Origin of the sequence: Escherichia sp. MOD1-EC5189, from assembly GCF_002966045.1 — a bacterium.
Lineage (GTDB): Bacteria > Pseudomonadota > Gammaproteobacteria > Enterobacterales > Enterobacteriaceae > Escherichia > Escherichia coli_F.
Genome location: NZ_PTRX01000009.1, coordinates 1 through 25,851 on the forward strand (window position 1 = coordinate 1; position 25,851 = coordinate 25,851).

At 51.9% G+C, this 25,851-nt stretch carries 29 protein-coding genes; 10 read left to right on the forward strand and 19 right to left on the reverse strand.

The window, feature by feature from the left end; all coding sequences use genetic code 11:
* From ATB02_RS09870 to fkpA, 9 genes are all read right to left on the reverse strand, one after another.
* The coding region (locus ATB02_RS09870) for a GTP-binding protein (RefSeq protein WP_000031683.1) at positions 1-287 on the reverse strand (287 nt) is incomplete at its 3' end.
* 70 nt (positions 288-357) lie between these two features.
* Complete coding sequence (gene fusA, locus ATB02_RS09875; protein ID WP_000124703.1) at positions 358-2,472, reverse strand: elongation factor G; 2,115 nt, start codon at positions 2,470-2,472, stop codon at positions 358-360.
* A gap of 96 nt (positions 2,473-2,568) precedes the next feature.
* Positions 2,569-3,039, reverse strand: coding sequence for a 30S ribosomal protein S7 (gene rpsG, locus ATB02_RS09880; RefSeq protein WP_001138043.1), 471 nt, complete (start codon positions 3,037-3,039; stop codon positions 2,569-2,571).
* Between the two features lie 96 nt (positions 3,040-3,135).
* On the reverse strand, positions 3,136-3,510 hold the full coding sequence (rpsL, locus tag ATB02_RS09885; protein ID WP_000246815.1) for a 30S ribosomal protein S12: 375 nt from the start codon (positions 3,508-3,510) through the stop codon (positions 3,136-3,138).
* A 125-nt stretch (positions 3,511-3,635) separates the two neighbouring features.
* Positions 3,636-3,923 carry a sulfurtransferase complex subunit TusB gene (gene tusB, locus ATB02_RS09890; protein ID WP_000903377.1) on the reverse strand — a complete coding sequence of 96 codons (288 nt, stop codon included), beginning with the start codon at positions 3,921-3,923 and terminating at the stop codon, positions 3,636-3,638.
* A 7-nt stretch (positions 3,924-3,930) separates the two neighbouring features.
* The gene (gene tusC / locus ATB02_RS09895; protein WP_000820714.1) at positions 3,931-4,290 is read right to left on the reverse strand and encodes a sulfurtransferase complex subunit TusC; all 360 of its coding nucleotides are present in this window, start codon (positions 4,288-4,290) and stop codon (positions 3,931-3,933) included.
* Entirely contained in the window at positions 4,290-4,676 is a 387-nt protein-coding gene (gene tusD / locus ATB02_RS09900) for a sulfurtransferase complex subunit TusD (protein ID WP_105271494.1), read from the reverse strand. Before tusD ends, tusC begins: the two co-directional genes overlap by 1 nt.
* On the reverse strand, positions 4,676-5,398 hold the full coding sequence (locus ATB02_RS09905; protein ID WP_000091466.1) for a helix-turn-helix transcriptional regulator: 723 nt from the start codon (positions 5,396-5,398) through the stop codon (positions 4,676-4,678). Before ATB02_RS09905 ends, tusD begins: the two co-directional genes overlap by 1 nt.
* Before the next feature lie 166 nt (positions 5,399-5,564).
* Entirely contained in the window at positions 5,565-6,377 is an 813-nt protein-coding gene (gene fkpA / locus ATB02_RS09910) for an FKBP-type peptidyl-prolyl cis-trans isomerase (RefSeq protein WP_000838261.1), read from the reverse strand.
* Between the two features lie 220 nt (positions 6,378-6,597).
* Between fkpA and ATB02_RS09915 the strand changes: the two genes are divergently transcribed.
* Positions 6,598-6,816 carry a protein SlyX gene (locus ATB02_RS09915; protein ID WP_001153615.1) on the forward strand — a complete coding sequence of 73 codons (219 nt, stop codon included), beginning with the start codon at positions 6,598-6,600 and terminating at the stop codon, positions 6,814-6,816.
* 48 nt (positions 6,817-6,864) lie between these two features.
* Here the strand turns inward: ATB02_RS09915 and slyD are convergent, their stop codons facing one another.
* The 4 genes from slyD to kefG all read right to left on the reverse strand — a co-directional run bounded on the left by slyD (position 6,865) and on the right by kefG (position 10,116).
* Positions 6,865-7,455, reverse strand: a complete 591-nt coding sequence (slyD, locus tag ATB02_RS09920; protein WP_000861334.1) for a peptidylprolyl isomerase — start codon at positions 7,453-7,455, stop codon at positions 6,865-6,867.
* 94 nt (positions 7,456-7,549) lie between these two features.
* Positions 7,550-7,750, reverse strand: a complete 201-nt coding sequence (locus ATB02_RS09925) for a YheV family putative zinc ribbon protein (protein WP_001007730.1) — start codon at positions 7,748-7,750, stop codon at positions 7,550-7,552.
* Positions 7,751-7,759: 9 nt separating this feature from the next.
* A complete protein-coding gene (kefB, locus tag ATB02_RS09930; RefSeq protein ID WP_105271495.1) occupies positions 7,760-9,565 on the reverse strand; it encodes a glutathione-regulated potassium-efflux system protein KefB in 1,806 nt (601 codons plus the stop codon).
* Complete coding sequence (gene kefG, locus ATB02_RS09935; RefSeq protein ID WP_123059839.1) at positions 9,565-10,116, reverse strand: glutathione-regulated potassium-efflux system ancillary protein KefG; 552 nt, start codon at positions 10,114-10,116, stop codon at positions 9,565-9,567. Before kefG ends, kefB begins: the two co-directional genes overlap by 1 nt.
* Positions 10,117-10,246: 130 nt before the next feature.
* On the opposite strand from kefG, the gene ATB02_RS09945 reads away from it, so the two are divergent.
* Genes ATB02_RS09945 through ATB02_RS09960 form a run of 4 tightly spaced genes read left to right on the forward strand, consistent with a single transcriptional unit; the run spans position 10,247 to position 14,317 of the window.
* The gene (locus tag ATB02_RS09945) at positions 10,247-12,160 is read left to right on the forward strand and encodes an ABC transporter ATP-binding protein (RefSeq protein ID WP_000634783.1); all 1,914 of its coding nucleotides are present in this window, start codon (positions 10,247-10,249) and stop codon (positions 12,158-12,160) included.
* Positions 12,160-13,182: a hydrolase gene (locus ATB02_RS09950; protein ID WP_000057367.1), complete on the forward strand. Its 1,023-nt coding sequence runs from the start codon at positions 12,160-12,162 to the stop codon at positions 13,180-13,182. The genes ATB02_RS09945 and ATB02_RS09950 overlap by 1 nt, the downstream gene beginning before the upstream one ends.
* Positions 13,176-13,394 carry a YheU family protein gene (locus ATB02_RS09955; RefSeq protein WP_000907089.1) on the forward strand — a complete coding sequence of 73 codons (219 nt, stop codon included), beginning with the start codon at positions 13,176-13,178 and terminating at the stop codon, positions 13,392-13,394. The genes ATB02_RS09950 and ATB02_RS09955 overlap by 7 nt, the downstream gene beginning before the upstream one ends.
* Positions 13,395-13,447: 53 nt before the next feature.
* Positions 13,448-14,317, forward strand: a complete 870-nt coding sequence (locus tag ATB02_RS09960) for a phosphoribulokinase (RefSeq protein WP_032185285.1) — start codon at positions 13,448-13,450, stop codon at positions 14,315-14,317.
* A gap of 54 nt (positions 14,318-14,371) precedes the next feature.
* Here the strand turns inward: ATB02_RS09960 and ATB02_RS09965 are convergent, their stop codons facing one another.
* A complete protein-coding gene (locus ATB02_RS09965) occupies positions 14,372-14,776 on the reverse strand; it encodes an OsmC family protein (RefSeq protein ID WP_001148908.1) in 405 nt (134 codons plus the stop codon).
* 301 nt (positions 14,777-15,077) lie between these two features.
* On the opposite strand from ATB02_RS09965, the gene crp reads away from it, so the two are divergent.
* Both crp and ATB02_RS09980 read left to right on the forward strand, forming a co-directional pair.
* Complete coding sequence (crp, locus tag ATB02_RS09975; RefSeq protein ID WP_000242755.1) at positions 15,078-15,710, forward strand: cAMP-activated global transcriptional regulator CRP; 633 nt, start codon at positions 15,078-15,080, stop codon at positions 15,708-15,710.
* Positions 15,711-15,760: 50 nt separating this feature from the next.
* Positions 15,761-17,851 carry a YccS/YhfK family putative transporter gene (locus ATB02_RS09980; protein WP_001295162.1) on the forward strand — a complete coding sequence of 697 codons (2,091 nt, stop codon included), beginning with the start codon at positions 15,761-15,763 and terminating at the stop codon, positions 17,849-17,851.
* A 77-nt stretch (positions 17,852-17,928) separates the two neighbouring features.
* Here the strand turns inward: ATB02_RS09980 and argD are convergent, their stop codons facing one another.
* The 5 genes from argD to ppiA form a co-directional block, all read right to left on the reverse strand.
* On the reverse strand, positions 17,929-19,149 hold the full coding sequence (gene argD, locus ATB02_RS09985; RefSeq protein ID WP_105271498.1) for a bifunctional acetylornithine/succinyldiaminopimelate transaminase: 1,221 nt from the start codon (positions 19,147-19,149) through the stop codon (positions 17,929-17,931).
* 85 nt (positions 19,150-19,234) lie between these two features.
* Entirely contained in the window at positions 19,235-19,798 is a 564-nt protein-coding gene (gene pabA / locus ATB02_RS09990) for an aminodeoxychorismate synthase component 2 (protein WP_105271499.1), read from the reverse strand.
* Positions 19,799-19,829: 31 nt separating this feature from the next.
* Positions 19,830-20,432, reverse strand: coding sequence for a putative adenosine monophosphate-protein transferase Fic (locus ATB02_RS09995; protein ID WP_032303903.1), 603 nt, complete (start codon positions 20,430-20,432; stop codon positions 19,830-19,832).
* Positions 20,422-20,589, reverse strand: coding sequence for a YhfG family protein (locus ATB02_RS10000; RefSeq protein WP_000736860.1), 168 nt, complete (start codon positions 20,587-20,589; stop codon positions 20,422-20,424). The genes ATB02_RS09995 and ATB02_RS10000 overlap by 11 nt, the downstream gene beginning before the upstream one ends.
* A 104-nt stretch (positions 20,590-20,693) precedes the next feature.
* On the reverse strand, positions 20,694-21,266 hold the full coding sequence (gene ppiA / locus ATB02_RS10005; protein ID WP_096980101.1) for a peptidylprolyl isomerase A: 573 nt from the start codon (positions 21,264-21,266) through the stop codon (positions 20,694-20,696).
* Between the two features lie 269 nt (positions 21,267-21,535).
* Between ppiA and tsgA the strand changes: the two genes are divergently transcribed.
* From tsgA to nirD, 3 genes are all read left to right on the forward strand, one after another.
* Complete coding sequence (tsgA, locus tag ATB02_RS10015) at positions 21,536-22,717, forward strand: MFS transporter TsgA (RefSeq protein ID WP_000185226.1); 1,182 nt, start codon at positions 21,536-21,538, stop codon at positions 22,715-22,717.
* 261 nt (positions 22,718-22,978) lie between these two features.
* Positions 22,979-25,522 (forward strand): NADPH-nitrite reductase large subunit, encoded by a 2,544-nt coding sequence (gene nirB, locus ATB02_RS10020; protein ID WP_000049213.1) that lies wholly within the window; start codon positions 22,979-22,981, stop codon positions 25,520-25,522.
* Positions 25,519-25,845, forward strand: a complete 327-nt coding sequence (nirD, locus tag ATB02_RS10025) for a nitrite reductase small subunit NirD (RefSeq protein WP_000084764.1) — start codon at positions 25,519-25,521, stop codon at positions 25,843-25,845. The genes nirB and nirD overlap by 4 nt, the downstream gene beginning before the upstream one ends.
* The last annotated feature ends 6 nt before the right edge of the window (positions 25,846-25,851 follow it).

Genomic DNA, 25,851 nt, shown 5'->3' on the forward strand with positions numbered 1-25,851 from the left:
GCACCGGTGATCATGTTTTTAACATAGTCGGCGTGCCCCGGGCAGTCTACGTGTGCGTAGTGACGGGTCGGGGTGTCATATTCAACGTGAGAAGTGTTGATGGTGATACCACGAGCTTTTTCTTCCGGCGCGTTATCGATCTGGTCGAATGCACGAGCAGCACCGCCGTAGGTTTTAGCCAGTACGGTGGTGATTGCAGCGGTCAGAGTAGTTTTACCGTGGTCAACGTGGCCGATAGTACCAACGTTAACGTGCGGTTTTGTACGTTCAAATTTTTCTTTAGACACGGCTATATTCCTTACTATAGTGCTCTCCCCTTCAGGAGAGAGCACGGGACTTTGGTATTAACCCTTAGGCTTATTTACCACGGGCTTCAATTACGGCCTGAGCAACGTTACTCGGCGCTTCATCATACTTCAGGAATTCCATGGTGTATGATGCACGACCTTTGGTCAGAGAACGCAGCTGAGTTGCATATCCGAACATTTCAGACAGCGGTACTTCAGCGTGGATCTTAACGCCAGTAACTTCAGATTCCTGACCTTTGAGCATACCACGACGACGGCTCAAGTCACCGATAACGTCACCGGTGTTCTCTTCCGGAGTTTCTACTTCAACCTTCATGATCGGCTCAAGCAGAACTGGTTTCGCTTTCTTAAAGCCTTCTTTAAAGGCGATAGAAGCAGCCAGTTTAAACGCCAGTTCAGAGGAGTCAACGTCATGGTAAGAACCGAAGTGCAGACGAATACCCATGTCTACTACCGGGTAGCCTGCCAGCGGACCTGCTTTCAGCTGTTCCTGGATACCTTTATCAACGGCCGGGATGTATTCGCCAGGGATTACACCACCTTTAATGTCGTTGATGAACTCGTAGCCTTTCGGGTTTGAACCCGGCTCCAGCGGGTACATGTCGATAACAACATGACCATACTGACCACGACCACCAGACTGTTTCGCGTGTTTACCTTCAACATCGGTAACTTTCTGGCGGATAGTTTCACGGTAAGCAACCTGCGGTTTACCTACGTTCGCTTCAACGTTGAATTCACGCTTCATACGGTCAACGATGATGTCGAGGTGCAGTTCGCCCATACCCGCGATGATGGTCTGGTTAGATTCTTCGTCAGTCCATACACGGAAAGACGGGTCTTCTTTAGCCAGACGGCCCAGAGCCAGACCCATTTTTTCCTGGTCAGCTTTGGTTTTCGGTTCAACTGCGATGGAGATTACCGGCTCAGGGAATTCCATACGTTCCAGAATGATCGGCGCATCCGGGTCACACAGGGTGTCACCAGTGGTTACGTCTTTCAGACCGATAGCAGCAGCGATGTCGCCCGCGCGAACTTCTTTGATCTCTTCACGTTTGTTAGCGTGCATCTGAACGATACGACCGAAACGCTCACGTGCAGCTTTCACGGAGTTCAGTACGGTATCACCAGAGTTAACCACACCGGAGTAAACACGGAAGAAGGTCAGGTTACCAACAAACGGGTCGGTAGCGATTTTGAACGCCAGAGCAGAGAACGGCTCGTCATCACTTGCGTGACGTTCAGCCGGAGTATCTTTACCGTCGTCCAGGATACCGTTGATCGCAGGTACGTCAACCGGGGATGGCAGGTAATCAATTACCGCATCCAGCATCGCCTGAACACCTTTGTTCTTGAACGCAGAACCACAGGTTACCAGGATGATTTCGTTGTTCAGAACGCGCTGACGCAGAGCACCTTTAATCTCTTCTTCAGTCAGTTCTTCACCACCCAGGTATTTTTCCATCAGCTCTTCAGAAGCTTCAGCTGCGGATTCGATCAGGTTCTGGTGCCATTCGTTAGCCAGTTCAACCATGTCTGCCGGGATATCTTCGTATTCGAAGGTTACGCCCTGGTCAGCGTCGTTCCAGTTGATAGCTTTCATTTTCACCAGGTCAACAACACCGGTGAAATGTTCTTCAGCACCAATCGCCAGCTGCAGCGGAACCGGGTTCGCGCCCAGACGGGTTTTGATCTGGTTAACAACTTTCAGGAAGTTCGCACCCATGCGGTCCATTTTGTTAACGAACGCAATGCGCGGAACTTTATATTTGTTTGCCTGACGCCATACGGTTTCAGACTGCGGCTGAACACCACCAACTGCGCAGTAAACCATTACCGCACCATCGAGAACACGCATGGAACGTTCTACTTCGATTGTGAAGTCAACGTGCCCCGGGGTGTCGATGATGTTGATGCGATGCGGCTCATACTGCTTAGCCATACCAGACCAGAATGCAGTAGTCGCAGCGGAAGTGATGGTAATACCACGTTCCTGCTCCTGCTCCATCCAGTCCATGGTTGCAGCGCCGTCATGAACTTCACCGATTTTATGGTTTACACCGGTGTAGAACAGAATACGTTCGGTAGTAGTGGTTTTACCGGCGTCGATGTGCGCACTGATACCGATGTTACGGTAGCGTGCGATGGGTGTTGTACGAGCCATTTGTTTCCTCGTTTATCTTTTAGGCGTTCAATTTAAGTAGCCCAAAGCGGGCTGCTTACTGGAAGCGCCCGCCTGGTGACTAAAACTCCGAAGGGATTACCAACGGTAGTGTGCGAACGCCTTGTTGGCTTCGGCCATACGGTGAACGTCTTCACGTTTCTTAACTGCAGTACCTTTGTTTTCTGCAGCATCAGAAAGTTCGTTCGCCAGGCGCAGAGCCATGGATTTATCACCGCGTTTACGAGCAGCTTCAACGATCCAACGCATTGCCAGAGCATTACGACGAACCGGACGGACTTCAACTGGTACCTGATAAGTAGAACCACCAACGCGGCGAGACTTAACTTCTACAGTCGGGCGCACGTTTTCGAGAGCTACTTCGAATGCTTCCAGTTCAGATTTACCAGAACGCTGAGCCAGGGTCTCCAGCGCGCTGTATACGATAGATTCGGCAGTAGATTTTTTACCATCTACCATCAGGATATTTACAAATTTAGCCAGCAGTTCTGATCCGAACTTCGGATCCGGCAGAATTTTACGCTGACCAATGACGCGACGACGTGGCATGGAAATACTCCGTTGTTAATTCAGGATTGTCCAAAACTCTACGAGTTTAGTTTGACATTTAAGTTAAAACGTTTGGCCTTACTTAACGGAGAACCATTAAGCCTTAGGACGCTTCACGCCATACTTAGAACGAGCCTGCTTACGGTCTTTAACGCCGGAGCAGTCAAGCGCACCACGTACGGTGTGGTAACGAACACCCGGGAGGTCTTTAACACGACCACCACGGATCAGGATCACGGAGTGCTCCTGCAGGTTGTGACCTTCACCACCGATGTAGGAAGTCACTTCGAAACCGTTAGTCAGACGAACACGGCATACTTTACGCAGCGCGGAGTTCGGTTTTTTAGGAGTGGTAGTATATACACGAGTACATACGCCACGTTTTTGCGGGCATGCTTCCAGCGCAGGCACGTTGCTTTTCGCAACTTTGCGAGCACGTGGTTTGCGTACCAGCTGGTTAACTGTTGCCATTAAATAGCTCCTGGTTTTAGCTTTTGCTTCGTAAACACGTAATAAAACGTCCTCACACAATATGAGGACGCCGAATTTTAGGGCGATGCCGAAAAGGTGTCAAGAAATATACAACGATCCCGCCATCACCAGGCCATCTGGCTGGAGTGCTTAACCGTAAGTCTGACGAAATCAGTATAGTCAATGGGAATGATGTCGTTCGAAATTTGACCAGTCAAACCGCGGGCAATAAGGTCTTCGTTCAGGGCATAGACCTTAATGGGGGCATTACGCAGACTTTCAAGGTAGCGGTTACCGTCAACTGCGGCAGTTACACCATCTTGCAATAATAGCAGTTCGTCGCCTTCACTGAGTAGACGCAACAGCGCAGCAAAATCCGTCAGCCAGGGTGAACGATGTAATGTGTGCAGCATAAACGCCTCAAAACCTCAAAATAACATCGTAGTTGGCGAGTTCGCGGCGTAAGGCATCTGCTTCGAGCGGCGTGGCTTCGACAACAAAGGGGGTCTGCGGATCTAACCCGCGTTCGCGCAGTGAAGCCGCACAAACCCAGCACTGTTCAATGTCGTACAGACCCAACAATTTAAAAGTGGCAATGTAATCACGCGCCAGCACTGCATCGGGCTTTTGTCCTGGCAACAGCTGAAAAACGCCATCAGCAATAAAGAAGACAGCCAGATCGTCAGTTAATGCGGAAGTTGCCAGTAAAGCATCTAAACCTTCCCGGCCTGCAGCGGTACCATGAGGCGCAGTAGAAAAAACAAACGCAATTCGTTTCATCAGAACTGTACCACCCTGTCACAGGTCAGCGAGGCTTCCACCAGCGCGCCAAGTCCACTTAAGGTAAATCCCGGCTGAAGGTTTGACGAGGCCAATCGCAGCCTTCCTGCTTCAGTTTCATCGACGATACCGCGGCGTAACGCTGCCGCTACGCAGATATTCAGCGCCACACCATGTTGCGCATTCAGTTGTTGCCAGCCGCGCACAAGGTCAAATTCGTCGCTTGCCGGTGAGGTCAATTGGTTAGCGTTATAGACCCCTTCCCGATAGAAAAAGACGCTGCTTAGTTCATGGCCTTCTGCTATCAGCGCCTGCGCAAACTGAAAAGCACTACTCGCCTGTTGCGTACCGTATGCTGGTCCGGTCACCACGATGGCAAAACGCATTACTTATCTTGCCCCTGGAAATCACCGCTCTTGAACTGGCGGATGTAGAGATAGACAGTGTGTTTGGAGATGTTCAGGCGGTCAGCAACCTGGTTGATCGCATCTTTAATATCGAAGATCCCTTTCTCGTAGAGATTTAGCACGATCTGACGATTTTTGGCGTTATTAGAAACATTGCGATCGGCATTCACTTCTTCGATGGTGAACTCCAGCGTTTGGGTAACCAGATCTTCAACAGAAGAGGCAAAGTTGACGCTTGAACCGACATCCGGGGTTTCTGGCGGCACAAAAGTGCTCATAATCTGCGAGAAGGGAACATCAAGATTCATATTGATGCACAGCAGACCAATTACACGCTGTTCGCGGTTACGAATCGCGATAGTCAGGGACTTCATTAATACGCCGCTTTTGGCGCGAGTAAAGTAGCATTTAGAAACGCTGCTATCCGCTCCCGTCATATCGTGCAGCATACGTAGCGCCAGGTCGGTAATTGGCGAACCAATCTTCCGGCCTGTATGTTCACCGTTAGCAATGCGAATGGCTGAACATTTTAGATCCTGCAAAGAGTGCAAAACGATTTCACAGTGGGAGCCAATAAGCATCGCTAACCCGTCCACCACCGCTTCGTAGGATTTCAGAATATCAAAATCGGTCTGGTCGAAAGGACGTTGATCCAGTAAATCCAACTCACTGGTTTCATTGGTTAAAAGCGACCTGGACATGAAAAAAAACACTCCTTTTCAGGAGCCTGTCGTTAACTTTTCAGGGCAGGCTCATTAATGATGCGGGTAACTAAATTAATACAGCGGAGGTTCCGCTTTCCAGCACTAATTATATCCGGCCTGTAATAAAAAAACCGCCGCCTGGTCAGGCGGCGGTTCTTAATGCTTATTTTTTAGCAGAATCTGCGGCTTTCGCATCAGCTTCCGGCTTTGCATCAGCCTTCGGCGCTGGTTTCACATCCAGCAGCTCTACGTCAAACACCAGGGTAGAATTCGGTGGGATCCCCGGAACACCCGCTTTGCCGTAAGCCAGTTCTGGTGGAATAACCAGTTTGATCTTACCGCCTTTCTTGATGTTCTTCAGACCTTCTGTCCAACCCGGAATAACACCGTCCAGACGGAAAGAGAGCGGTTCACCACGGGTGTAAGAGTTGTCGAACTCTTTACCGTCGATCAGCGTACCCTTGTAGTTCACGACAACAGTATCGCTGTCTTTCGGTGCTTCGCCTTTACCGGCTTCTACTACCTGATAAACCAGACCAGTTGAAGAGGTTTTCACACCTTTCTCTTTGGCAAATTTCTCGCGGTACTCTTTACCTTTCGCTTCGTTATCTGCCGCGTCTTTTTCCATCTTCGCCTGAGCAGAAGACTTCACGCGGGCTTCGAATGCTTGCAGTGTCTGTTCGATCTCTTGGTCGGAGAGTTTGCTCTTATCAGCAAATGCATCCTGAACACCCGCAATCAGCTGATCTTTATCCAGTTTGATGCCCAGTTTTTCTTGTTCTTTAAGAGAGTTTTCCATGTAACGACCCAGCGAAGCACCCAGTGCATAAGCTGATTTCTGATCGTCATTTTTGAACGCTGCTTTGCTGTCAGCAGTTGTAGCAGGTTTTGCAGCTTCAGCAGCAAAAGTGATCGGTGCATGCAGGGCAACGGCCATTGTGGTCGCCAGCAGCGTTACTTTAAACAGTGATTTCATCCATATCTCCAGGATCGGGGCATCTCACCCCAGGGTTAACTATTATCAGAAGGGTACTATAAAGCGTTGTCGAACAAATCTACATACAGACACGCCCTATTATCATCTATTTTCAGACTCTTTTTGTTTAAATTAGTTTCGATGACCGCGAAATGAGTGCTGTCTCGGGCAGCAAAGTTAAGTAGAATCCGCGGCGACCATTCGACAAAAGAGGTGAATCATGCAGGATTTATCATTGGAAGCACGCCTGGCAGAGCTGGAGAGCCGACTGGCTTTTCAGGAAATCACCATTGAAGAACTGAACGTCACGGTGACCGCTCATGAAATGGAGATGGCGAAACTGCGCGATCATCTGCGTCTGCTGACCGAGAAGCTAAAAGCCAGCCAGCCGTCGAACATCGCGTCGCAGGCTGAAGAAACGCCACCGCCACATTATTGAGGCGTAAAAAAAGCGGGGATTCCCCGCTTTTTTGTCACTTTTTCGGTATTAGTGGCAACCGCAACCGCCGTTACCTTTACCGCCGCAGCAGCCTTCGCCACCGTGTTCATGACCGTGATCGTGGCCATGACCACCGCAGCAACCGTCGTGGTCGTGATCGTGGTGATGATCGTGCGCACCGTGAACGTGGCCATGAGCCAGCTCTTCTTCAGTCGCTTCGCGAATCGCCACAACTTCAACGTTGAATTTCAGGTTCTGACCGGCCAGCATGTGGTTACCATCAACCACGACGTGATCGTCTTCAACCGCAGTGATTTCAACCGGTACCGGACCCTGGTCGGTTTCAGCCAGGAAACGCATACCAACCTGCAGTTCATCAACGCCCATAAATACGTCTTTAGGAACGCGTTGCACCAGGTTTTCGTCGTACTGACCGTAAGCGTCGTTCGCGCCAACAGCGACATCAAATTTGTCGCCAACTTCGTGACCTTCCAGCGCCGTTTCCAGGCCAGAGATCAGGGAACCGTGACCATGCAGGTAGTCCAGCGGCGCACTCACCGGAGACTCATCAACCAACACACCGTCTTCTGTACGTACCTGATAGGCCAGGCTGACCACCAGGTCTTTTGCTACTTTCATGATATCTCCTGAGCATGGGAAGAATAGTGGCGCAGATTGTAGCGGAATTCTGCAGCCGTGTACTCACTAGCTTAAAAAATCTCGGCGCATATCGCTAGTCCGGATGAAAAATCCCGATCACTTGCTCATCTTTGCGAACGTGATCGCGGGCTTCTTTGTCTGCTTCTCGCATCTGATGTCCGCACTTAACACATTCAACAATATCAATATTATTTTCGCGCCACATCGCCATTGAATCCTGCGCCTGACAGGCCGGGCATTTTGCGCCCGCAATAAAACGTTTTCGGATTGCCATCTTTACCCTCTACTCAAATTCATCCCAGCCGTCCAGCTGGCGTCGTTCTTGTTGCATTTCACGCTGGAAAATCTCTTCCAGTTCGCGTCGGGCTTCCCTGGCGCGAGAAATTTGTACGGTATCGGCATGCATTGGGATGAGCTCCCGCAACATCCGCATATCCAGGCGGCGAAAATGCAGTTGCGCCCGCTGCGCCTGATGTGGATGCATGCCAAGCGTGACCAGCGTCTTGCGCCCCAGCTCTAACGCACTGGAGAATGTCTCACGAGAAAACTGCGTCACCCCTGCCTGTAATAACTCATGCGCTTCCACACGTCCGCGCGCTCGCGCAAGAATATGCAAATGCGGGAAGTGTTGCTGGCAAATCTCCACCAGCTTCATGGTGTCTTCCGGTTCGTTACAGGTAATGACGATAGACTCAGCGGCCTCTGCACCCGCAGAACGTAAAAGATCTACCTGCGTGGCGTCGCCGTAATAAACTTTGTAGCCATATTTGCGCATCAGGTTAACGGCGCTGATATCCCGCTCCAGCACGGTAATGCGCATTTTATTGGCCATCAACAAACGACCAATCACCTGCCCAAAACGTCCGAAGCCCACGACTATGACCTGGGGTTTATCATCGTTGACCCACGGTTTTTCGTCTTCTTCTTCCGGTCCGTTAAACTGGCGGGATAGCCATTTATCCACCAGCTTCATCAGCAGCGGCGTGGTCATCATGGAAAGCGTCACCGTCACCAGCAATAGCGCCATCTGGTCGCCCTGGAATAAGCGTTGTGAAGAAGCAGTAGAAAAGAGGACAAAGGCAAACTCACCGCCCTGACTCAACACGCCAGCAAACTGCATCCGCTCTGAGCTACGCACGCCATACAGCCGCGCCAGCAAATACAGCACGAGAATTTTCACCGCCACCAGCACAACCACGCTTATCACTACCCACAACAGATGGGTATAAAGCACCCCGAGGTTGAGCGACATGCCGACAGAGATAAAAAACAGTCCGAGCAGCAAGCCTTTGAAGGGATCGATAGCCGTTTCCAGTTCATGGCGATATTCACTTTCCGCCAGCAGCACGCCCGCAATAAACGTACCGAGCGCCATCGACAACCCCAGCGCATCCATAAACAATGCGGAACCCAACACCAGCAACAGCGTCGCGGCAGTGAACACTTCCCGCACGCCAGAAGCAGCAATAAAACGGAATACCGGACGCAGTAAATAGCGCCCCCCAATCAGCATGCCGACAAACGCCAGCACCTTCATGCCGATCTTCATCCAGTCAAAATGTTCATCTGCCGATCCCGCCAGCAGCGGTACTAACGCCAGTGCCGGGATCACCGCCAGATCCTGAAACAGCAGTACCGAGAAACCTAACTGGCCGGATTCGCTGCGATTCATCCCTTTCTCACGCATCAATTGCAACGCCATTGCAGTTGAAGACATCGCAAGGCCAATGCCACCGACCACCGCCGCCTGCCAGGCGAAATCCGTCAGCATCAATAATCCCGCCAGCAACGCCGCGCTTAACAGCACCTGTGCCGCGCCTACGCCAAAAATCGAACGCCGCAGTTGCCAAAGCTTGGGGGGATTCAACTCAAGGCCGATGATAAACATCAGGAACACCACGCCGAGTTCCGAAAAGTGGAGGATCTCATCGACGTCGCTAATAAACCCTAGCCCCCACGGGCCAATTGCAATCCCTGCCAGCAAATATCCCAACACAGCGCCAATACCCAGCCGCGATGCCAACGGCACCGCAGCCACCGCCGCGAAGAGAAACAGCACTCCTGCGAGTAAAAAATCGGAACCTTCCATCAGCAGCCTCCTGGAAACAGCGGATTTGCCAGCCAGTCACCGTAGGCTCTGGCGTGACTCGCCAGCTCCTGTGCGCTTTGCCGTCTCGCCCAGTAAATAATGATAGGGCTTAACCAATGCATCCGGCACATGCCCGCCGCCAGCTCAAAGGGGCGCAGAACATCGCTCATCGGGTAGCGATTCAATGCGTCATAACGGTAAGCACTTTCCGGCTCGCCGGTGGTAATCACGCTACGCCAGTACTTTCCCGCCAGTTGGTTTCCTCCCGGCCCGCTGGCAAAACCACGGCTTAATACCCGGTCCAGCCACTCTTTCAGTAGCGCCGGGCAGCTATAGGTATAAAGAGGGTGCTGAAAGACAATCACCTCGTGCTCGCGCAGTAATGCCTGCTCACGGGGGATATCAATAAAAAAATCGGGATAGTGCGCATAAAGGTCGTGCACGGTAACATTGCTGAGCTGCGTGGCCGGTTTAAGCAGTACCCGGTTTGCCACCGAGTCCTGAGATTCCGGATGGGCATACAGCAGCAAAACTTTCGCTGGCTGAGACATCATCCCCCTCCCGGTATGGTTTTTGTGTATAGTCGCTGTTTTGGGCTACCATTGCGCCCGGTGCGGCAGCTCGCCCATACATTACATTATCATAATGATAAGTTAACATAGTCTGAACATACGGCGCCTTATGATTGTTTTCTCCTCGTTACAAATTCGTCGCGGCGTGCGCGTCCTGCTGGATAATGCCACCGCCACCATCAACCCCGGGCAGAAAGTCGGCCTGGTGGGTAAAAACGGCTGTGGTAAATCTACCCTGCTGGCATTGCTGAAAAATGAAATCAGCGCCGACGGCGGCAGCTACACCTTTCCAGGAAGCTGGCAACTGGCGTGGGTGAATCAGGAAACACCAGCGCTACCGCAAGCGGCGCTGGAATATGTCATTGACGGCGACCGTGAATATCGTCAACTGGAAGCGCAGCTACACGACGCCAACGAACGTAACGACGGGCACGCCATTGCGACCATTCATGGCAAGCTGGATGCTATTGACGCATGGAGTATTCGCTCCCGCGCCGCCAGCCTGCTGCACGGCCTCGGTTTCAGCAATGAACAACTGGAGCGCCCGGTAAGTGATTTCTCCGGTGGCTGGCGTATGCGTCTCAACCTCGCCCAGGCGCTGATTTGCCGTTCAGACTTGCTGCTGCTCGACGAACCAACTAACCACCTCGATCTCGATGCTGTTATCTGGCTGGAAAAATGGCTGAAGAGCTATCAGGGCACGCTGATCCTGATCTCCCACGACCGCGACTTCCTCGATCCGATTGTTGATAAAATTATTCATATCGAACAGCAAAACATGTTCGAGTACACCGGCAACTACAGCTCGTTTGAAGTGCAGCGTGCTACCCGTCTGGCACAGCAACAGGCGATGTATGAAAGCCAGCAAGAGCGCGTGGCACATCTGCAAAGTTATATCGACCGTTTCCGTGCCAAAGCCACCAAAGCGAAGCAGGCCCAGAGCCGTATTAAGATGCTCGAGCGTATGGAGTTGATTGCCCCCGCGCACGTCGACAACCCGTTCCGCTTTAGCTTCCGCGCGCCGGAAAGCCTGCCAAATCCGTTGTTGAAAATGGAAAAGGTCAGCGCGGGTTATGGCGATCGCATTATTCTCGACTCGATTAAACTGAATCTGGTGCCGGGTTCGCGCATTGGTCTGTTAGGCCGCAACGGCGCGGGTAAATCGACATTGATCAAACTGTTAGCCGGCGAACTTGCGCCAGTCAGCGGTGAAATTGGCCTGGCGAAAGGGATCAAACTCGGTTACTTCGCCCAGCATCAACTGGAATATCTACGCGCCGACGAATCGCCTATTCAACATCTGGCACGTTTAGCACCGCAGGAACTAGAACAAAAACTGCGTGATTACCTCGGTGGCTTTGGTTTCCAGGGCGATAAAGTGACGGAAGAAACGCGCCGTTTCTCCGGTGGGGAAAAAGCCCGCCTGGTGCTGGCATTAATCGTCTGGCAGCGTCCGAATCTACTGCTGCTCGACGAACCGACTAACCACCTTGACCTCGACATGCGTCAGGCACTAACCGAAGCATTAATCGAGTTTGAAGGCGCATTGGTTGTCGTTTCGCACGACCGCCATTTGTTGCGTTCCACCACTGACGATCTCTATCTGGTTCACGATCGTAAAGTCGAACCGTTCGACGGCGATCTGGAAGATTATCAACAGTGGTTGAGCGACGTTCAAAAGCAGGAAAACCAGACCGACGACGCGCCAAAAGAGAACGCGAACAGCGCCCAGGCACGTAAAGACCAGAAGCGTCGGGAAGCGGAGCTGCGTGCGCAAACCCAGCCACTGCGTAAAGAAATCGCCCGTCTGGAAAAAGAGATGGAGAAGCTGAACGCGCAACTGGCGCAGGCGGAAGAGAAACTCGGCGACAGCGAACTGTACGATCAAAGCCGTAAAGCGGAGTTGACCGCCTGCCTGCAACAGCAAGCCAGCGCCAAATCCGGCCTGGAAGAGTGCGAAATGGCGTGGCTGGAAGCCCAGGAGCAGCTTGAGCAGATGCTGCTGGAAGGCCAAAGCAACTGATGGCGCAGATAACGACGACCGATGCCAATGAATTCAGCAGCAGTGCAGAATTCACCCCTATGCGCGGCTTTAGCAATTGTCATCTGCAAACCATGCTGCCGCGTCTGTTTCGTCGCAAGGTGAAATTCACCCCGCACTGGCAGCGACTGGAGTTGCCCGACGGCGATTTTGTCGATCTCGCATGGAGTGAAGACCCTGCCCAGGCGAAACAGAAACCGCGTTTAGTGGTGTTTCACGGGCTGGAGGGCAGCCTCAATAGCCCTTACGCCCACGGTCTGGTCGAGGCGGCGCAAAAACGCGGCTGGCTGGGCGTGGTGATGCATTTTCGCGGATGCAGCGGTGAACCAAACCGTATGCACCGCATTTACCATTCGGGCGAAACCGAAGACGCCAGCTGGTTTTTACGCTGGCTGCAGCGCGAATTTGGACATGCGCCAACGGCTGCCGTCGGCTATTCGCTCGGCGGTAATATGCTCGCCTGTTTGCTGGCAAAAGAAGGTAATAACCTCCCGATTGATGCAGCGGTAATTGTCTCCGCGCCATTTATGCTGGAAGCCTGTAGTTATCATATGGAAAAGGGCTTTTCCCGCGTTTATCAGCGTTACTTGCTGAACCTGTTAAAAGCCAATGCTGCGCGCAAACTGGCAGCCTATCCCGGTACGCTGCCGATTAATCTCGCACAGTTAAAATCGGTACGTCGCATCCGTGAATTTGACGATCTGATCACCGCCAGAATTCACGGCTACGCTGACGCTATCGACTATTATCGTCAGTGTAGCGCCATGCCGATGCTGAACCAGATCGCCAAACCGACACTGATTATTCACGCCAAAGACGATCCGTTTATGGATCATCAGGTGATCCCGAAACCGGAAAATCTCCCCCCGCAGGTGGAGTATCAACTGACTGAACATGGTGGTCATGTTGGCTTTCTTGGCGGTACATTATTTCATCCGCAAATGTGGCTGGAGTCACGCATTCCTGACTGGTTAACAACGTATCTGGAGGCGAAATCATGTTGATTCCGTGGCAAGAACTCTCCCCCGAAACGCTGGAAAATTTAATTGAAAGTTTTGTGTTACGCGAAGGCACCGATTATGGTGAACATGAGCGTACACTTGAACAGAAAGTCGCCGACGTCAAACGCCAGCTACAGTGCGGAGAAGCGGTGCTGGTATGGTCGGAGCTGCACGAAACGGTCAATATCATGCCGCGCAGTCAGTTTCGCGAATAACCTGCAGCCGTCGGCGGACGAGATAATAATGATAGCTAAGTCATGGAGTTACTATGTCTGCCAAACATCCGGTCATTGCGGTAACAGGATCCAGCGGCGCGGGGACCACCACCACCAGTCTCGCATTTCGTAAAATATTCGCGCAGTTAAATCTGCATGCAGCTGAGGTGGAAGGCGACAGTTTTCACCGTTACACGCGCCCGGAAATGGACATGGCGATCCGCAAGGCGCGTGATGCCGGGCGGCATATCAGCTACTTTGGCCCCGAAGCGAACGACTTCGGCCTGCTGGAACAAACCTTCATTGAATACGGTCAGAGCGGCAAAGGAAAATCACGCAAATATCTGCATACGTACGACGAAGCCGTACCGTGGAATCAGGTGCCGGGAACATTCACCCCATGGCAACCTTTACCGGAACCCACTGATGTACTGTTTTATGAAGGGCTACACGGCGGCGTGGTCACACCACATCATAACGTTGCGCAACATGTGGATTTACTGGTTGGCGTGGTGCCTATCGTTAACCTTGAGTGGATTCAAAAACTGATCCGCGACACCAGCGAGCGCGGGCACTCACGAGAAGCAGTGATGGACTCAGTAGTGCGCTCAATGGAAGACTATATCAACTACATCACACCGCAGTTTTCCCGCACCCATCTTAACTTCCAGCGCGTCCCCACCGTTGACACCTCAAACCCGTTCGCGGCAAAAGCTATCCCGTCGCTGGATGAAAGCTTTGTGGTGATCCATTTTCGTAATCTGGAAGGGATCGATTTCCCCTGGCTGCTGGCGATGTTGCAGGGCTCATTCATTTCCCACATCAATACATTAGTGGTGCCGGGCGGTAAAATGGGTCTGGCAATGGAGTTAATTATGCTGCCACTGGTGCAACGATTGATGGAAGGAAAGAAAATCGAGTAACTCTGCTAATATGCCGGATAAACAATTATCCGGCATCGTACTCCTGACATCAAATCACGCGGCAACCACTTCATACGAGTGAGTAATATTCACCGCTTTTTCCAGCATCAACGCCACTGAACAATATTTCTCAGCAGAGAGATCAACCGCACGCGCAACCGCTGCGTCTTTCAGGTCGCGACCGGTGACGATAAAATGCAGATTAATGTGCGTAAACAGGCGTGGTGCCTCTTCGCGGCGTTCAGAGGTCAATTTTACTTCACAATCGACCACATCCTGACGCCCTTTTTGCAGGATAGAAACCACATCGATGGCACTGCAACCACCCGCCGCCATCAACACCATTTCCATCGGACTTGGTGCTTTATCGCCTGAGTTGCCATCCATTAAAATCTGGTGACCAGAGGCGGATTCGCCCAGAAAAGTTAACCCTTCGACCCACTTCACTCGCGCTTGCATTTTTGCTACTCCACTGCGTCAATTTTCCTGACAGAGTACGCGTACTAACCAAATCGCGCAACGGAAGGCGACCTGGGTCATGCTGAAGCGAGACACCAGGAGACACAAAGCGAAAGCTATGCTAAAACAGTCAGGATGCTACAGTAATACATTGATGTACTGCATGTATGCAAAGGACGTCACATTACCGTGCAGTACAGTTGATAGCCCCTTCCCAGGTAGCGGGAAGCATATTTCGGCAATCCAGAGACAGCGGCGTTTTCTGGCTCTGGAGAAAGCTTATAACAGAGGATAACCGCGCATGGTGCTTGGCAAACCGCAAACAGACCCGACTCTCGAATGGTTCTTGTCTCATTGCCACATTCATAAGTACCCATCCAAGAGCACGCTTATTCACCAGGGTGAAAAAGCGGAAACGCTGTACTACATCGTTAAAGGCTCTGTGGCAGTGCTGATCAAAGATGAAGAGGGTAAAGAAATGATCCTCTCCTATCTGAATCAGGGTGATTTTATTGGCGAACTGGGCCTGTTTGAAGAAGGCCAGGAACGTAGCGCATGGGTACGTGCGAAAACCGCCTGTGAAGTGGCTGAAATTTCATACAAAAAATTTCGCCAATTGATTCAGGTAAACCCGGACATTCTGATGCGTCTTTCTGCACAGATGGCGCGTCGTTTGCAAGTCACTTCAGAGAAAGTGGGCAACCTGGCGTTCCTCGACGTGACGGGCCGCATTGCACAGACTCTGCTGAACCTGGCAAAACAACCGGATGCCATGACTCACCCGGACGGTATGCAAATCAAAATTACCCGTCAGGAAATCGGTCAGATTGTCGGCTGTTCTCGTGAAACCGTGGGGCGCATTCTGAAGATGCTGGAAGATCAGAACCTGATCTCCGCACACGGTAAAACCATCGTCGTTTACGGCACTCGTTAATCCCGTCGGAGTGGCGCGTTACTGAGTAGCGCGCCATTTTGTTTCCCCCGATGTGGCGCAGACTGATTTATCACCCCGATATCAACTATGCACTTCGACAAACGCTGGTGCTATGTTTGCCCGTGGCCGTTGGGTTAATGCTTGGCGAATTACGATTCGGTCTGCTCTTCTCCCTCGTTCCAGCCTGTTGCAATATTGCGGGCCTTGATACGCCTCATAAACGCTTTTTCAAACGCTTAATCATTGGTGCGTCACTGTTTGCCACCTGTAGCTTGCTGACACAGCTACTACTGGCAAAAGATGTTCCCCTGCCCTTTTTGCTGACCGGATTAACGCTGGTGCTTGGTGTCACTGCTGAGCTGGGGCCATTGCACGCAAAATTGCTTCCCGCATCGCTGCTCGCCGCCATTTTTACCCTCAGTCTGGCGGGATACATGCCGGTCTGGGAACCGTTGCTCATCTATGCGCTGGGCACTCTCTGGTACGGATTGTTTAACTGGTTTTGGTTCTGGATCTGGCGCGAACAACCGCTACGCGAGTCACTAAGTCTGCTGTACCGTGAACTGGCAGATTATTGTGAAGCCAAATACAGCCTGCTTACCCAGCACACCGATCCTGAAAAAGCATTGCCGCCGCTGCTGGTGCGCCAGCAAAAAGCGGTCGATTTAATTACTCAGTGCTATCAGCAAATGCATATGCTTTCCGCGCAAAATAATACCGATTACAAGCGGATGCTGCGTATTTTCCAGGAGGCGCTGGATTTGCAGGAACATATTTCGGTCAGTTTGCATCAGCCGGAAGAGGTGCAAAAGCTGGTCGAGCGTAGCCATGCGGAAGAAGTTATCCGCTGGAATGCGCAAACCGTCGCCGCTCGCCTGCGCGTGCTGGCTGATGACATTCTTTACCATCGCCTGCCGACGCGTTTTACGATGGAAAAGCAAATTGGCGCACTGGAAAAAATCGCCCGCCAGCATCCGGATAATCCGGTTGGGCAATTCTGCTATTGGCACTTCAGCCGCATCGCCCGCGTGCTGCGCACCCAAAAACCGCTCTATGCCCGTGACTTACTGGCCGATAAACAGCGGCGAATGCCGTTACTTCCGGCGCTGAAAAGTTATCTGTCACTAAAGTCTCCGGCGCTACGCAATGCCGGACGACTCAGTGTGATGTTAAGCGTTGCCAGCCTGATGGGCACCGCGCTGCATCTGCCGAAGTCGTACTGGATCCTGATGACGGTATTGCTGGTGACGCAAAATGGCTATGGCGCAACCCGTCTGAGGATAGTGAATCGCTCCGTGGGAACCGTGGTCGGGTTAATCATTGCGGGCGTGGCGCTGCACTTTAAAATTCCCGAAGGTTACACCCTGACCTTGATGCTGATTACCACCCTCGCCAGCTACCTGATATTGCGCAAAAACTACGGCTGGGCGACGGTCGGCTTTACCATTACCGCAGTGTATACCCTGCAACTGTTGTGGCTGAACGGTGAGCAGTACATCCTTCCGCGTCTTATCGATACCATTATTGGTTGTTTAATTGCTTTCGGCGGTACCGTCTGGCTGTGGCCGCAGTGGCAGAGCGGGTTATTGCGTAAGAACGCCCATGACGCTTTAGAAGCCTATCAGGAAGCGATTCGTTTGATTCTGAGCGAGGATCCGCAACCTACGCCACTGGCCTGGCAGCGAATGCGGGTGAATCAGGCGCATAACACTCTGTATAACTCATTGAATCAGGCGATGCAGGAACCGGCATTCAACAGCCATTATCTGGCAGATATGAAACTGTGGGTAACGCACAGTCAGTTTATTGTTGAGCATATCAATGCCATGACCACGCTGGCACGGGAACACCGGGCATTGCCACCTGAACTGGCGCAAGAATATTTGCAGTCTTGTGAAATCGCCATTCAGCGTTGTCAGCAGCGACTGGAATATGACGAACCGGGGAGTTCTGGCGATGCCAATATCATGGATGCGCCGGAGATGCAGCCGCACGAAGGCGCGGCAGGTACGCTGGAGCAGCATTTACAGCGGGTTATTGGTCATCTGAACACCATGCACACCATTTCGTCGATGGCATGGCGGCAGCGACCGCATCATGGGATTTGGTTAAGTCGGAAGTTACGGGATTCGAAGGCGTAATACAGGCTAAACCATCGGATAAGGCGTTTACGTCGCATCCGACATCTTTTGCCTGATGCGACGCTGACGCGTCTTATTTACGCCCCAATCACCTTCGCCACCGCGTGGGCGAAACGATGCATCCCTTCATCGATATCCGCATCTTCCACCACCAGCGACGGCGCAAAACGCATCACATCAGGCCCGGCATTCAGCACCATTACGCCAGCCTCGGCACCCGCATACAGGAAATCACGCGCCCGACCTTTGTACTGTGGTTTCAGCTCTGCGCCAATCAACAGCCCCATACCGCGAATATCGCTAAACACATCGTACTGCTGATCGATCTTCTGCAAATGGTCCACAAAACGCTGGCGTTTCGCGTGAATGCCTTCCAGCACTTCAGGAGTATTGATGATATCAAACGCCGCGCCAGCTACTGCACAGGCCAGTGGATTACCGCCGTAGGTGGAACCGTGAGAACCAGGATGAAACGCAGAAGCAATCTCCGCCGTAGTCAGCATGGCGCTAATCGGGAAGCCGCCGCCTAACGCTTTGGCGGAGGTCAGAATATCCGGCGTCACGCCGTAATGCATGTAAGCAAACAGATCGCCGGTCCGCCCCATCCCGCACTGCACTTCATCAAACACCAATAATGCCTGATGCTCATCACAGAGTTCGCGCAAGCCCTGCAAAAACTCTGGCGTCGCAGCCGTCACGCCGCCCTCGCCCTGAATCGGCTCAACCACCACCGCACAGGTATGATCATCCATCACCGCTTTCACTGCGTGGAGATCATTAAAGGGAACGTGGATGATGTCTGCCGGTTTTGGCCCAAAGCCGTCGGAATATTTTGGCTGCCCGCCCACCGAGACGGTAAACAGCGAACGACCATGAAAAGCGTTATGGAAGGCAATAATTTTGGTTTTGAACGGGCTATGACGCACACAGGCGTAATGGCGTGCCAGTTTAAAGGCAGTTTCGTTAGCTTCCGTGCCGGAGTTCATAAACACCACGCGTTCGGCAAACGTTGCCTCAATCAGTTTACGACCAAGACGCAGCGCCGGTTCATTGGTAAAAACGTTACTGATATGCCACAAGGTTTCACCCTGGGTTTTTAACGCGTTCACCAGCGCAGGATGGCAATGGCCCAACGCCGTAACTGCAATGCCACCCGCGAAATCGACATACTCCTTGCCCTGTTGATCCCAGATTCGGCTGCCAAGACCTTTTACCGGAATAAACTCTGCCGGAGCATAAATCGGCAGAATCACTTCATCGAAAGTCGCGCGTGTAATTGCTGTTTGTTCAGTTGCCATCTCATGATCACCCTGTTACGCATAAACCAATGTGAAATTATAATCACAAAATATGCATAAAAAATCACTAAATGGCAATCAGAAATCAGCGCTCCAGGAAATTAGCCAGCAGTTGATGCCCTTGTTCGCTGAGAATACTTTCTGGATGGAACTGCACACCTTCCAGATCCCACTGGCGATGACGAATCCCCATAATCTCGCGGGTTTCGCTCCAGGCCGTCACTTCAAAGCACTCCGGTAATGAGTCAGGCGCCACCACCAGCGAATGGTAGCGTGTCACGGTGAGTGGATTTGCCAGCCCCTTAAATACGCCCTCACCGTTATGTGTGATCGGCGAGGTTTTGCCGTGCATCACCTTTGCTGCGCGCACAACTTTGCCGCCAAATGCCTGCGCCATTGCCTGATGACCGAGGCAGACACCAAGAATCGGCAAGCGTCCGGCATAGTGACGAATAACGTCAAGGGAGATCCCGGCTTCATCTGGCGTACAGGGTCCAGGTGAGATAACAATTTTCTGCGGTTTGAGTGTGTCGATATCCGCCAACGTTAACGCATCGTTGCGCTTAACCAACACGTCGGCCCCTAGTTCACAAAAGTACTGGTAGAGGTTCCAGGTGAAAGAATCGTAGTTATCAATAAGCAGGATCATGGCGGCTCCGGTACGAAAGAACCGCGCTATTTTACTCAGATTCCCCGGCTTCGCTTACCACTTTGCTAAATATCGTCTGCAGCGCAGTGAGATCACCCATTGCCCCACTCTGATTTGCCTGATTCCAGGCCTCTTTTTCGATACCCTGCCAGCTCAGTTGATAACCAGCATGAATCGCCAGTTGCTCGAAGAAGATCCGCTGTGCCAGACCACTTCCCGCTCGGAAGGGATGCAGGACGTTGATTTCACAATAGTAGTGTGCCAGCCGCTCGACGAACTTCGTTTTCTCCAGGCCAACCAGATACCCTTCTTCCTCCAGATCCTGCATCAGGGCATTGCCCTCTTTTTCGATATAAGCAAAGTGGCAGAACGGCGTATCGCCCTGATAAATATCAACTTCACGCAGTTGCCCCGCCCAGTCGAAAATATCCTGATACAGCTGGCGATGGAGAGTGCGCAAATGCGGTAAACCGCGCACCAGCGGACCAAGCTCAATGGTCGCAGCACGCAAAGCCGTCATTTCGTAAGCGGCCTGTTCCAGCCGCTGCTGCTGGCGGATATTCAGCCGGTTACGCATGATATCAAGGCCAGGATAAAGATACGGATCGCGCCCTTCGCCGAATTTATCGCTCATAGTGCCTCCTCAGCTCTTCAAGGCGCGCTAAAGCCTCTGCGGCAGTAAGAGTAACTAAAGGCATCTCGACGCCTTCAAGACGGCGACTGGCCTGGAAATTACGATTACGCTGAAGCTCCCAGAGACGGGACTTTTGCTTATCGGTGAGTTTCTTCACTTGATGCCTCCCTGAACGTGTCCATTTGCCACAAGTATAAGCGGCAAATCCGGGTTACGCCGGGAGAGCAGAAGCGCGGGCAAGATTGCCCGCGCGAGAAATCATTACGGCAGGACTTTAGCGGAAAGGATAACTACCGGTTTTGACGGCACATTCTGGTACGGACCAACATCATGAGTCGGCACCTGGGAAATCTTATCGGCAACGTCCATGCCTTTCACCACTTTACCAAATACCGCGTAACCGAAATCACGCTGACCATGGTCAAGGAAGGCGTTATCGGCAACGTTGATAAAGAACTGGCTGGTGGCGCTGTCTTTGTCAGCGGTACGCGCCATCGCGATGGTGCCACGCGTGTTGCGCAGGCCGTTATCGGCTTCATTTTTGATTGGCGGGTTTGGTTTTTTCTGCTGCATCTGCTCGGTGAAACCGCCGCCCTGAATCATAAAGCCAGGAATGACGCGGTGAAAGGTGGTGTTGTTATAAAAACCGCTGTTCACATAATCGACAAAGTTTTGCACAGATACTGGCGCTTTTTGTTTATCCAGCTCCAGTTCGATGTTACCAGCTGAGGTTGTCAACAATACGTGCGGGTCCCCTTTCGCTGCCATTACTGCGGGAGAAAGAGCAGAAAGAGCGAAAACAGCAGCCATCGCCGCCAGGGTCGATTTGAACATGAGATTTCCTTAACAAACAGAGCAGAAAAAAAGCAAGTGAAGAGATTCTAAATAGCCTTCAAGAACAAGGCCATCCCTTTACCTAATTTTACGTATCTGAAATATATGTAACCTGACGATCACTTTTTATTCCGTGATCAAAATCACCCTTAAAATGCAATTTAGCAACCGATTGCAATAAAACATTTAAACAGATCACAAAATCACCTAAAATCGCCCGCTCGCGGCATATCCCGCTATGCCATTTTATTTTTGAACGCAGGCCAATCATGACTAACAGCAATCGCATCAAGCTCACATGGATTAGCTTTCTCTCCTACGCACTGACGGGTGCGTTGGTTATTGTCACCGGGATGGTGATGGGAAATATCGCCGATTATTTCAATCTGCCTGTTTCCAGTATGAGTAACACCTTCACCTTCCTCAATGCTGGCATTTTAATCTCTATCTTCCTCAATGCCTGGCTGATGGAAATCGTCCCGTTGAAAACGCAGTTACGTTTTGGCTTTCTCCTGATGGTGCTGGCGGTTGCCGGTTTGATGTTCAGCCATAGCCTGGCGCTTTTCTCGGCAGCGATGTTCATTCTCGGGGTGGTCAGCGGCATCACCATGTCGATTGGTACATTCCTGATAACACAAATGTATGAAGGGCGTCAGCGCGGTTCTCGCCTGTTATTTACCGACTCCTTCTTCAGTATGGCAGGGATGATTTTCCCAATGATCGCCGCGTTTCTGCTGGCGCGCAGCATTGAGTGGTACTGGGTTTATGCCTGCATCGGGCTGGTTTACGTCGCTATTTTTATTCTGACCTTCGGCTGTGAGTTTCCGGCACTGGGCAAACATGCGCCAAAAACGGATGCTCCGGTAGCGAAAGAAAAATGGGGCATCGGCGTACTGTTTCTCTCAATTGCAGCGCTGTGCTACATCCTCGGTCAGTTAGGTTTTATCTCCTGGGTACCAGAGTATGCCAAAGGCCTGGGCATGAGCCTGAACGACGCAGGTACGCTGGTGAGTAACTTCTGGATGTCCTATATGGTCGGCATGTGGGCGTTCAGCTTTATTCTTCGCTTCTTTGATTTGCAACGTATCCTGACCGTACTGGCTGGTCTGGCTGCGATTCTGATGTACGTCTTTAACACCGGAACACCGGCACATATGGCGTGGTCAATTCTCGCCCTGGGCTTCTTCTCCAGCGCGATCTATACCACCATCATCACCCTGGGTTCACAGCAGACCAAAGTACCATCGCCAAAACTGGTTAACTTTGTCCTGACCTGCGGGACCATTGGCACCATGTTGACCTTTGTGGTCACCGGACCGATTGTTGAACATAGCGGTCCGCAGGCAGCACTGCTTACCGCAAACGGTCTGTACGCTGTCGTCTTTGTGATGTGCTTCTTGTTAGGTTTTGTCAGCCGTCACCGCCAGCATAACACCCTGACCTCTCATTAATTGCTCATGCCGGGCGGCGCTATCGTCGTCCGGCCTTTTCCTCTCTTACCCTGCTACGTACATCTATTTCTGTAAACCCGTTCATTTTGTCTGTTTTTTGCACAAACATGAAATGTCAGACAATTCCGTGACTTAAGAAAATTTATACAAATCAGCAATATACCCCTTAAGGAGTATATAAAGGTGAATTTGATTTACATCAATAAGCGGGGTTGCTGAATCGTTAAGGTAAGCGGTAATAGAAAAGAAATCGAGGCAAAAATGAGCAAAGTCAGACTCGCAATTATCGGTAACGGTATGGTCGGCCATCGCTTTATCGAAGATCTTCTTGATAAATCTGATGCGGCCAACTTTGATATTACCGTTTTCTGTGAAGAACCGCGCATCGCTTATGACCGCGTACACCTCTCGTCTTACTTCTCTCACCACACCGCCGAAGAGCTGTCGCTGGTGCGCGAAGGCTTTTACGAAAAACACGGTATTAAAGTTCTGGTCGGCGAACGCGCTATCACCATCAACCGTCAGGAGAAGGTGATTCACTCCAGCGCCGGACGTACCGTTTTTTATGACAAGCTGATCATGGCGACCGGTTCCTACCCGTGGATCCCGCCAATTAAAGGTTCTGATACTCAGGACTGCTTTGTCTATCGCACCATTGAAGACCTCAACGCCATTGAATCCTGCGCCCGTCGCAGTAAGCGCGGTGCCGTTGTTGGCGGCGGCCTGTTAGGTCTGGAAGCCGCTGGCGCGCTGAAAAACTTAGGCATTGAAACCCACGTTATCGAATTTGCCCCTATGCTGATGGCGGAACAGCTTGATCAGATGGGCGGCGAGCAATTGCGTCGCAAAATCGAAAGCATGGGTGTACGCGTTCACACCAGCAAAAACACTCTTGAGATCGTGCAGGAAGGTGTTGAAGCGCGTAAAACCATGCGTTTTGCCGACGGCAGCGAACTGGAAGTCGACTTTATCGTCTTCTCTACCGGTATCCGTCCGCGCGATAAGCTGGCAACCCAGTGTGGTCTGGACGTTGCTCCGCGTGGGGGTATCGTCATAAATGATTCCTGCCAGACTTCCGATCCGGATATCTACGCCATCGGTGAATGCGCAAGCTGGAACAACCGTGTATTTGGTCTGGTAGCACCTGGCTACAAAATGGCGCAGGTCGCCGTTGACCATATTCTCGGTAGCGAAAACGCCTTTGAAGGTGCTGACCTTAGCGCCAAGCTGAAACTGCTGGGCGTAGACGTAGGCGGTATTGGCGATGCTCACGGTCGCACGCCTGGCGCACGTAGCTACGTTTACCTCGACGAAAGTAAAGAGATCTACAAACGCCTGATTGTCAGCGAAGACAACAAAACCCTGCTCGGTGCAGTACTGGTGGGTGATACCAGCGACTACGGTAACCTGCTGCAACTGGTGCTGAACGCAATCGAGCTGCCGGAAAACCCGGATTCTCTGATTCTGCCGGCGCACTCAGGTAGCGGCAAGCCGTCTATTGGTGTTGATAAACTGCCGGACAGCGCGCAAATCTGCTCCTGCTTTGACGTCACCAAAGGCGATCTGATTGCTGCCATCAACAAAGGCTGCCACACCGTTGCGGCGCTGAAAGCCGAAACCAAAGCGGGTACTGGCTGCGGTGGCTGTATCCCGCTGGTCACTCAGGTACTGAACGCGGAACTGGCAAAACAGGGTATCGAAGTTAACAATAACCTGTGCGAACACTTTGCTTATTCACGTCAGGAACTGTTCCATTTGATCCGCGTTGAAGGCATTAAAACCTTCGAAGAACTGCTGGCGAAACACGGTAAAGGCTACGGTTGTGAGGTTTGTAAACCAACCGTCGGTTCACTGCTGGCCTCCTGCTGGAACGAATACATTCTGAAGCCGGAACATACTCCGCTACAGGATTCTAACGACAACTTCCTCGCGAACATCCAGAAAGACGGCACCTACTCGGTGATCCCGCGTTCTCCAGGTGGTGAAATCACCCCAGAAGGGCTGATGGCAGTAGGTCGTATCGCGCGTGAATTTAATCTCTACACCAAAATCACCGGCTCCCAGCGTCTGGCGATGTTTGGCGCACAGAAAGACGATCTGCCGGAGATCTGGCGTCAGCTGATTGAAGCAGGTTTCGAAACCGGTCATGCCTATGCGAAAGCACTGCGTATGGCGAAAACCTGCGTGGGTAGCACCTGGTGCCGCTACGGCGTTGGCGACAGCGTCGGCCTCGGCGTGGAACTGGAAAACCGCTACAAAGGCATCCGTACGCCGCACAAAATGAAGTTCGGTGTCTCCGGCTGTACCCGTGAATGTTCAGAAGCTCAGGGTAAAGATGTGGGTATTATCGCCACTGAAAAAGGCTGGAACCTGTATGTGTGCGGTAACGGCGGCATGAAACCGCGTCATGCGGATCTGCTGGCAGCGGATATCGATCGCGAAACGCTGATCAAATATCTTGACCGCTTCATGATGTTCTACATCCGTACTGCCGACAAACTGACGCGTACCGCACCGTGGTTAGAAAACCTCGAAGGCGGCATTGATTACCTGAAAGCGGTGATCATTGACGACAAGCTGGGGCTGAACGCACATCTGGAAGAAGAGATGGCGCGCCTGCGTGAAGCGGTAGTGTGTGAGTGGACTGAAACGGTCAATACGCCGTCTGCGCAGACTCGCTTCAAACACTTCATCAACAGCGATAAGCGTGACCCGAACGTGCAGATGGTGCCAGAGCGCGAACAGCACCGTCCGGCAACGCCGTATGAACGTATCCCGGTAACTCTGGTGGAGGACAACGCATGAGCCAGTGGAAAGACATCTGCAAAATTGATGACATCCTGCCTGAAACCGGCGTCTGCGCGCTGTTAGGTGACGAGCAGGTAGCGATTTTCCGCCCGTATCACAGCGACCAGGTGTTTGCGATCAGCAACATCGATCCGTTCTTCGAATCCAGCGTGCTGTCACGCGGGCTGATTGCGGAACACCAGGGCGAGCTGTGGGTCGCCAGTCCGCTGAAAAAACAGCGTTTTCGCTTAAGCGACGGTTTATGCATGGAAGATGAACAGTTTTCCGTCAAGCATTACGAGGCACGAGTGAAAGACGGCGTGGTACAGCTACGCGGTTAATTGTTT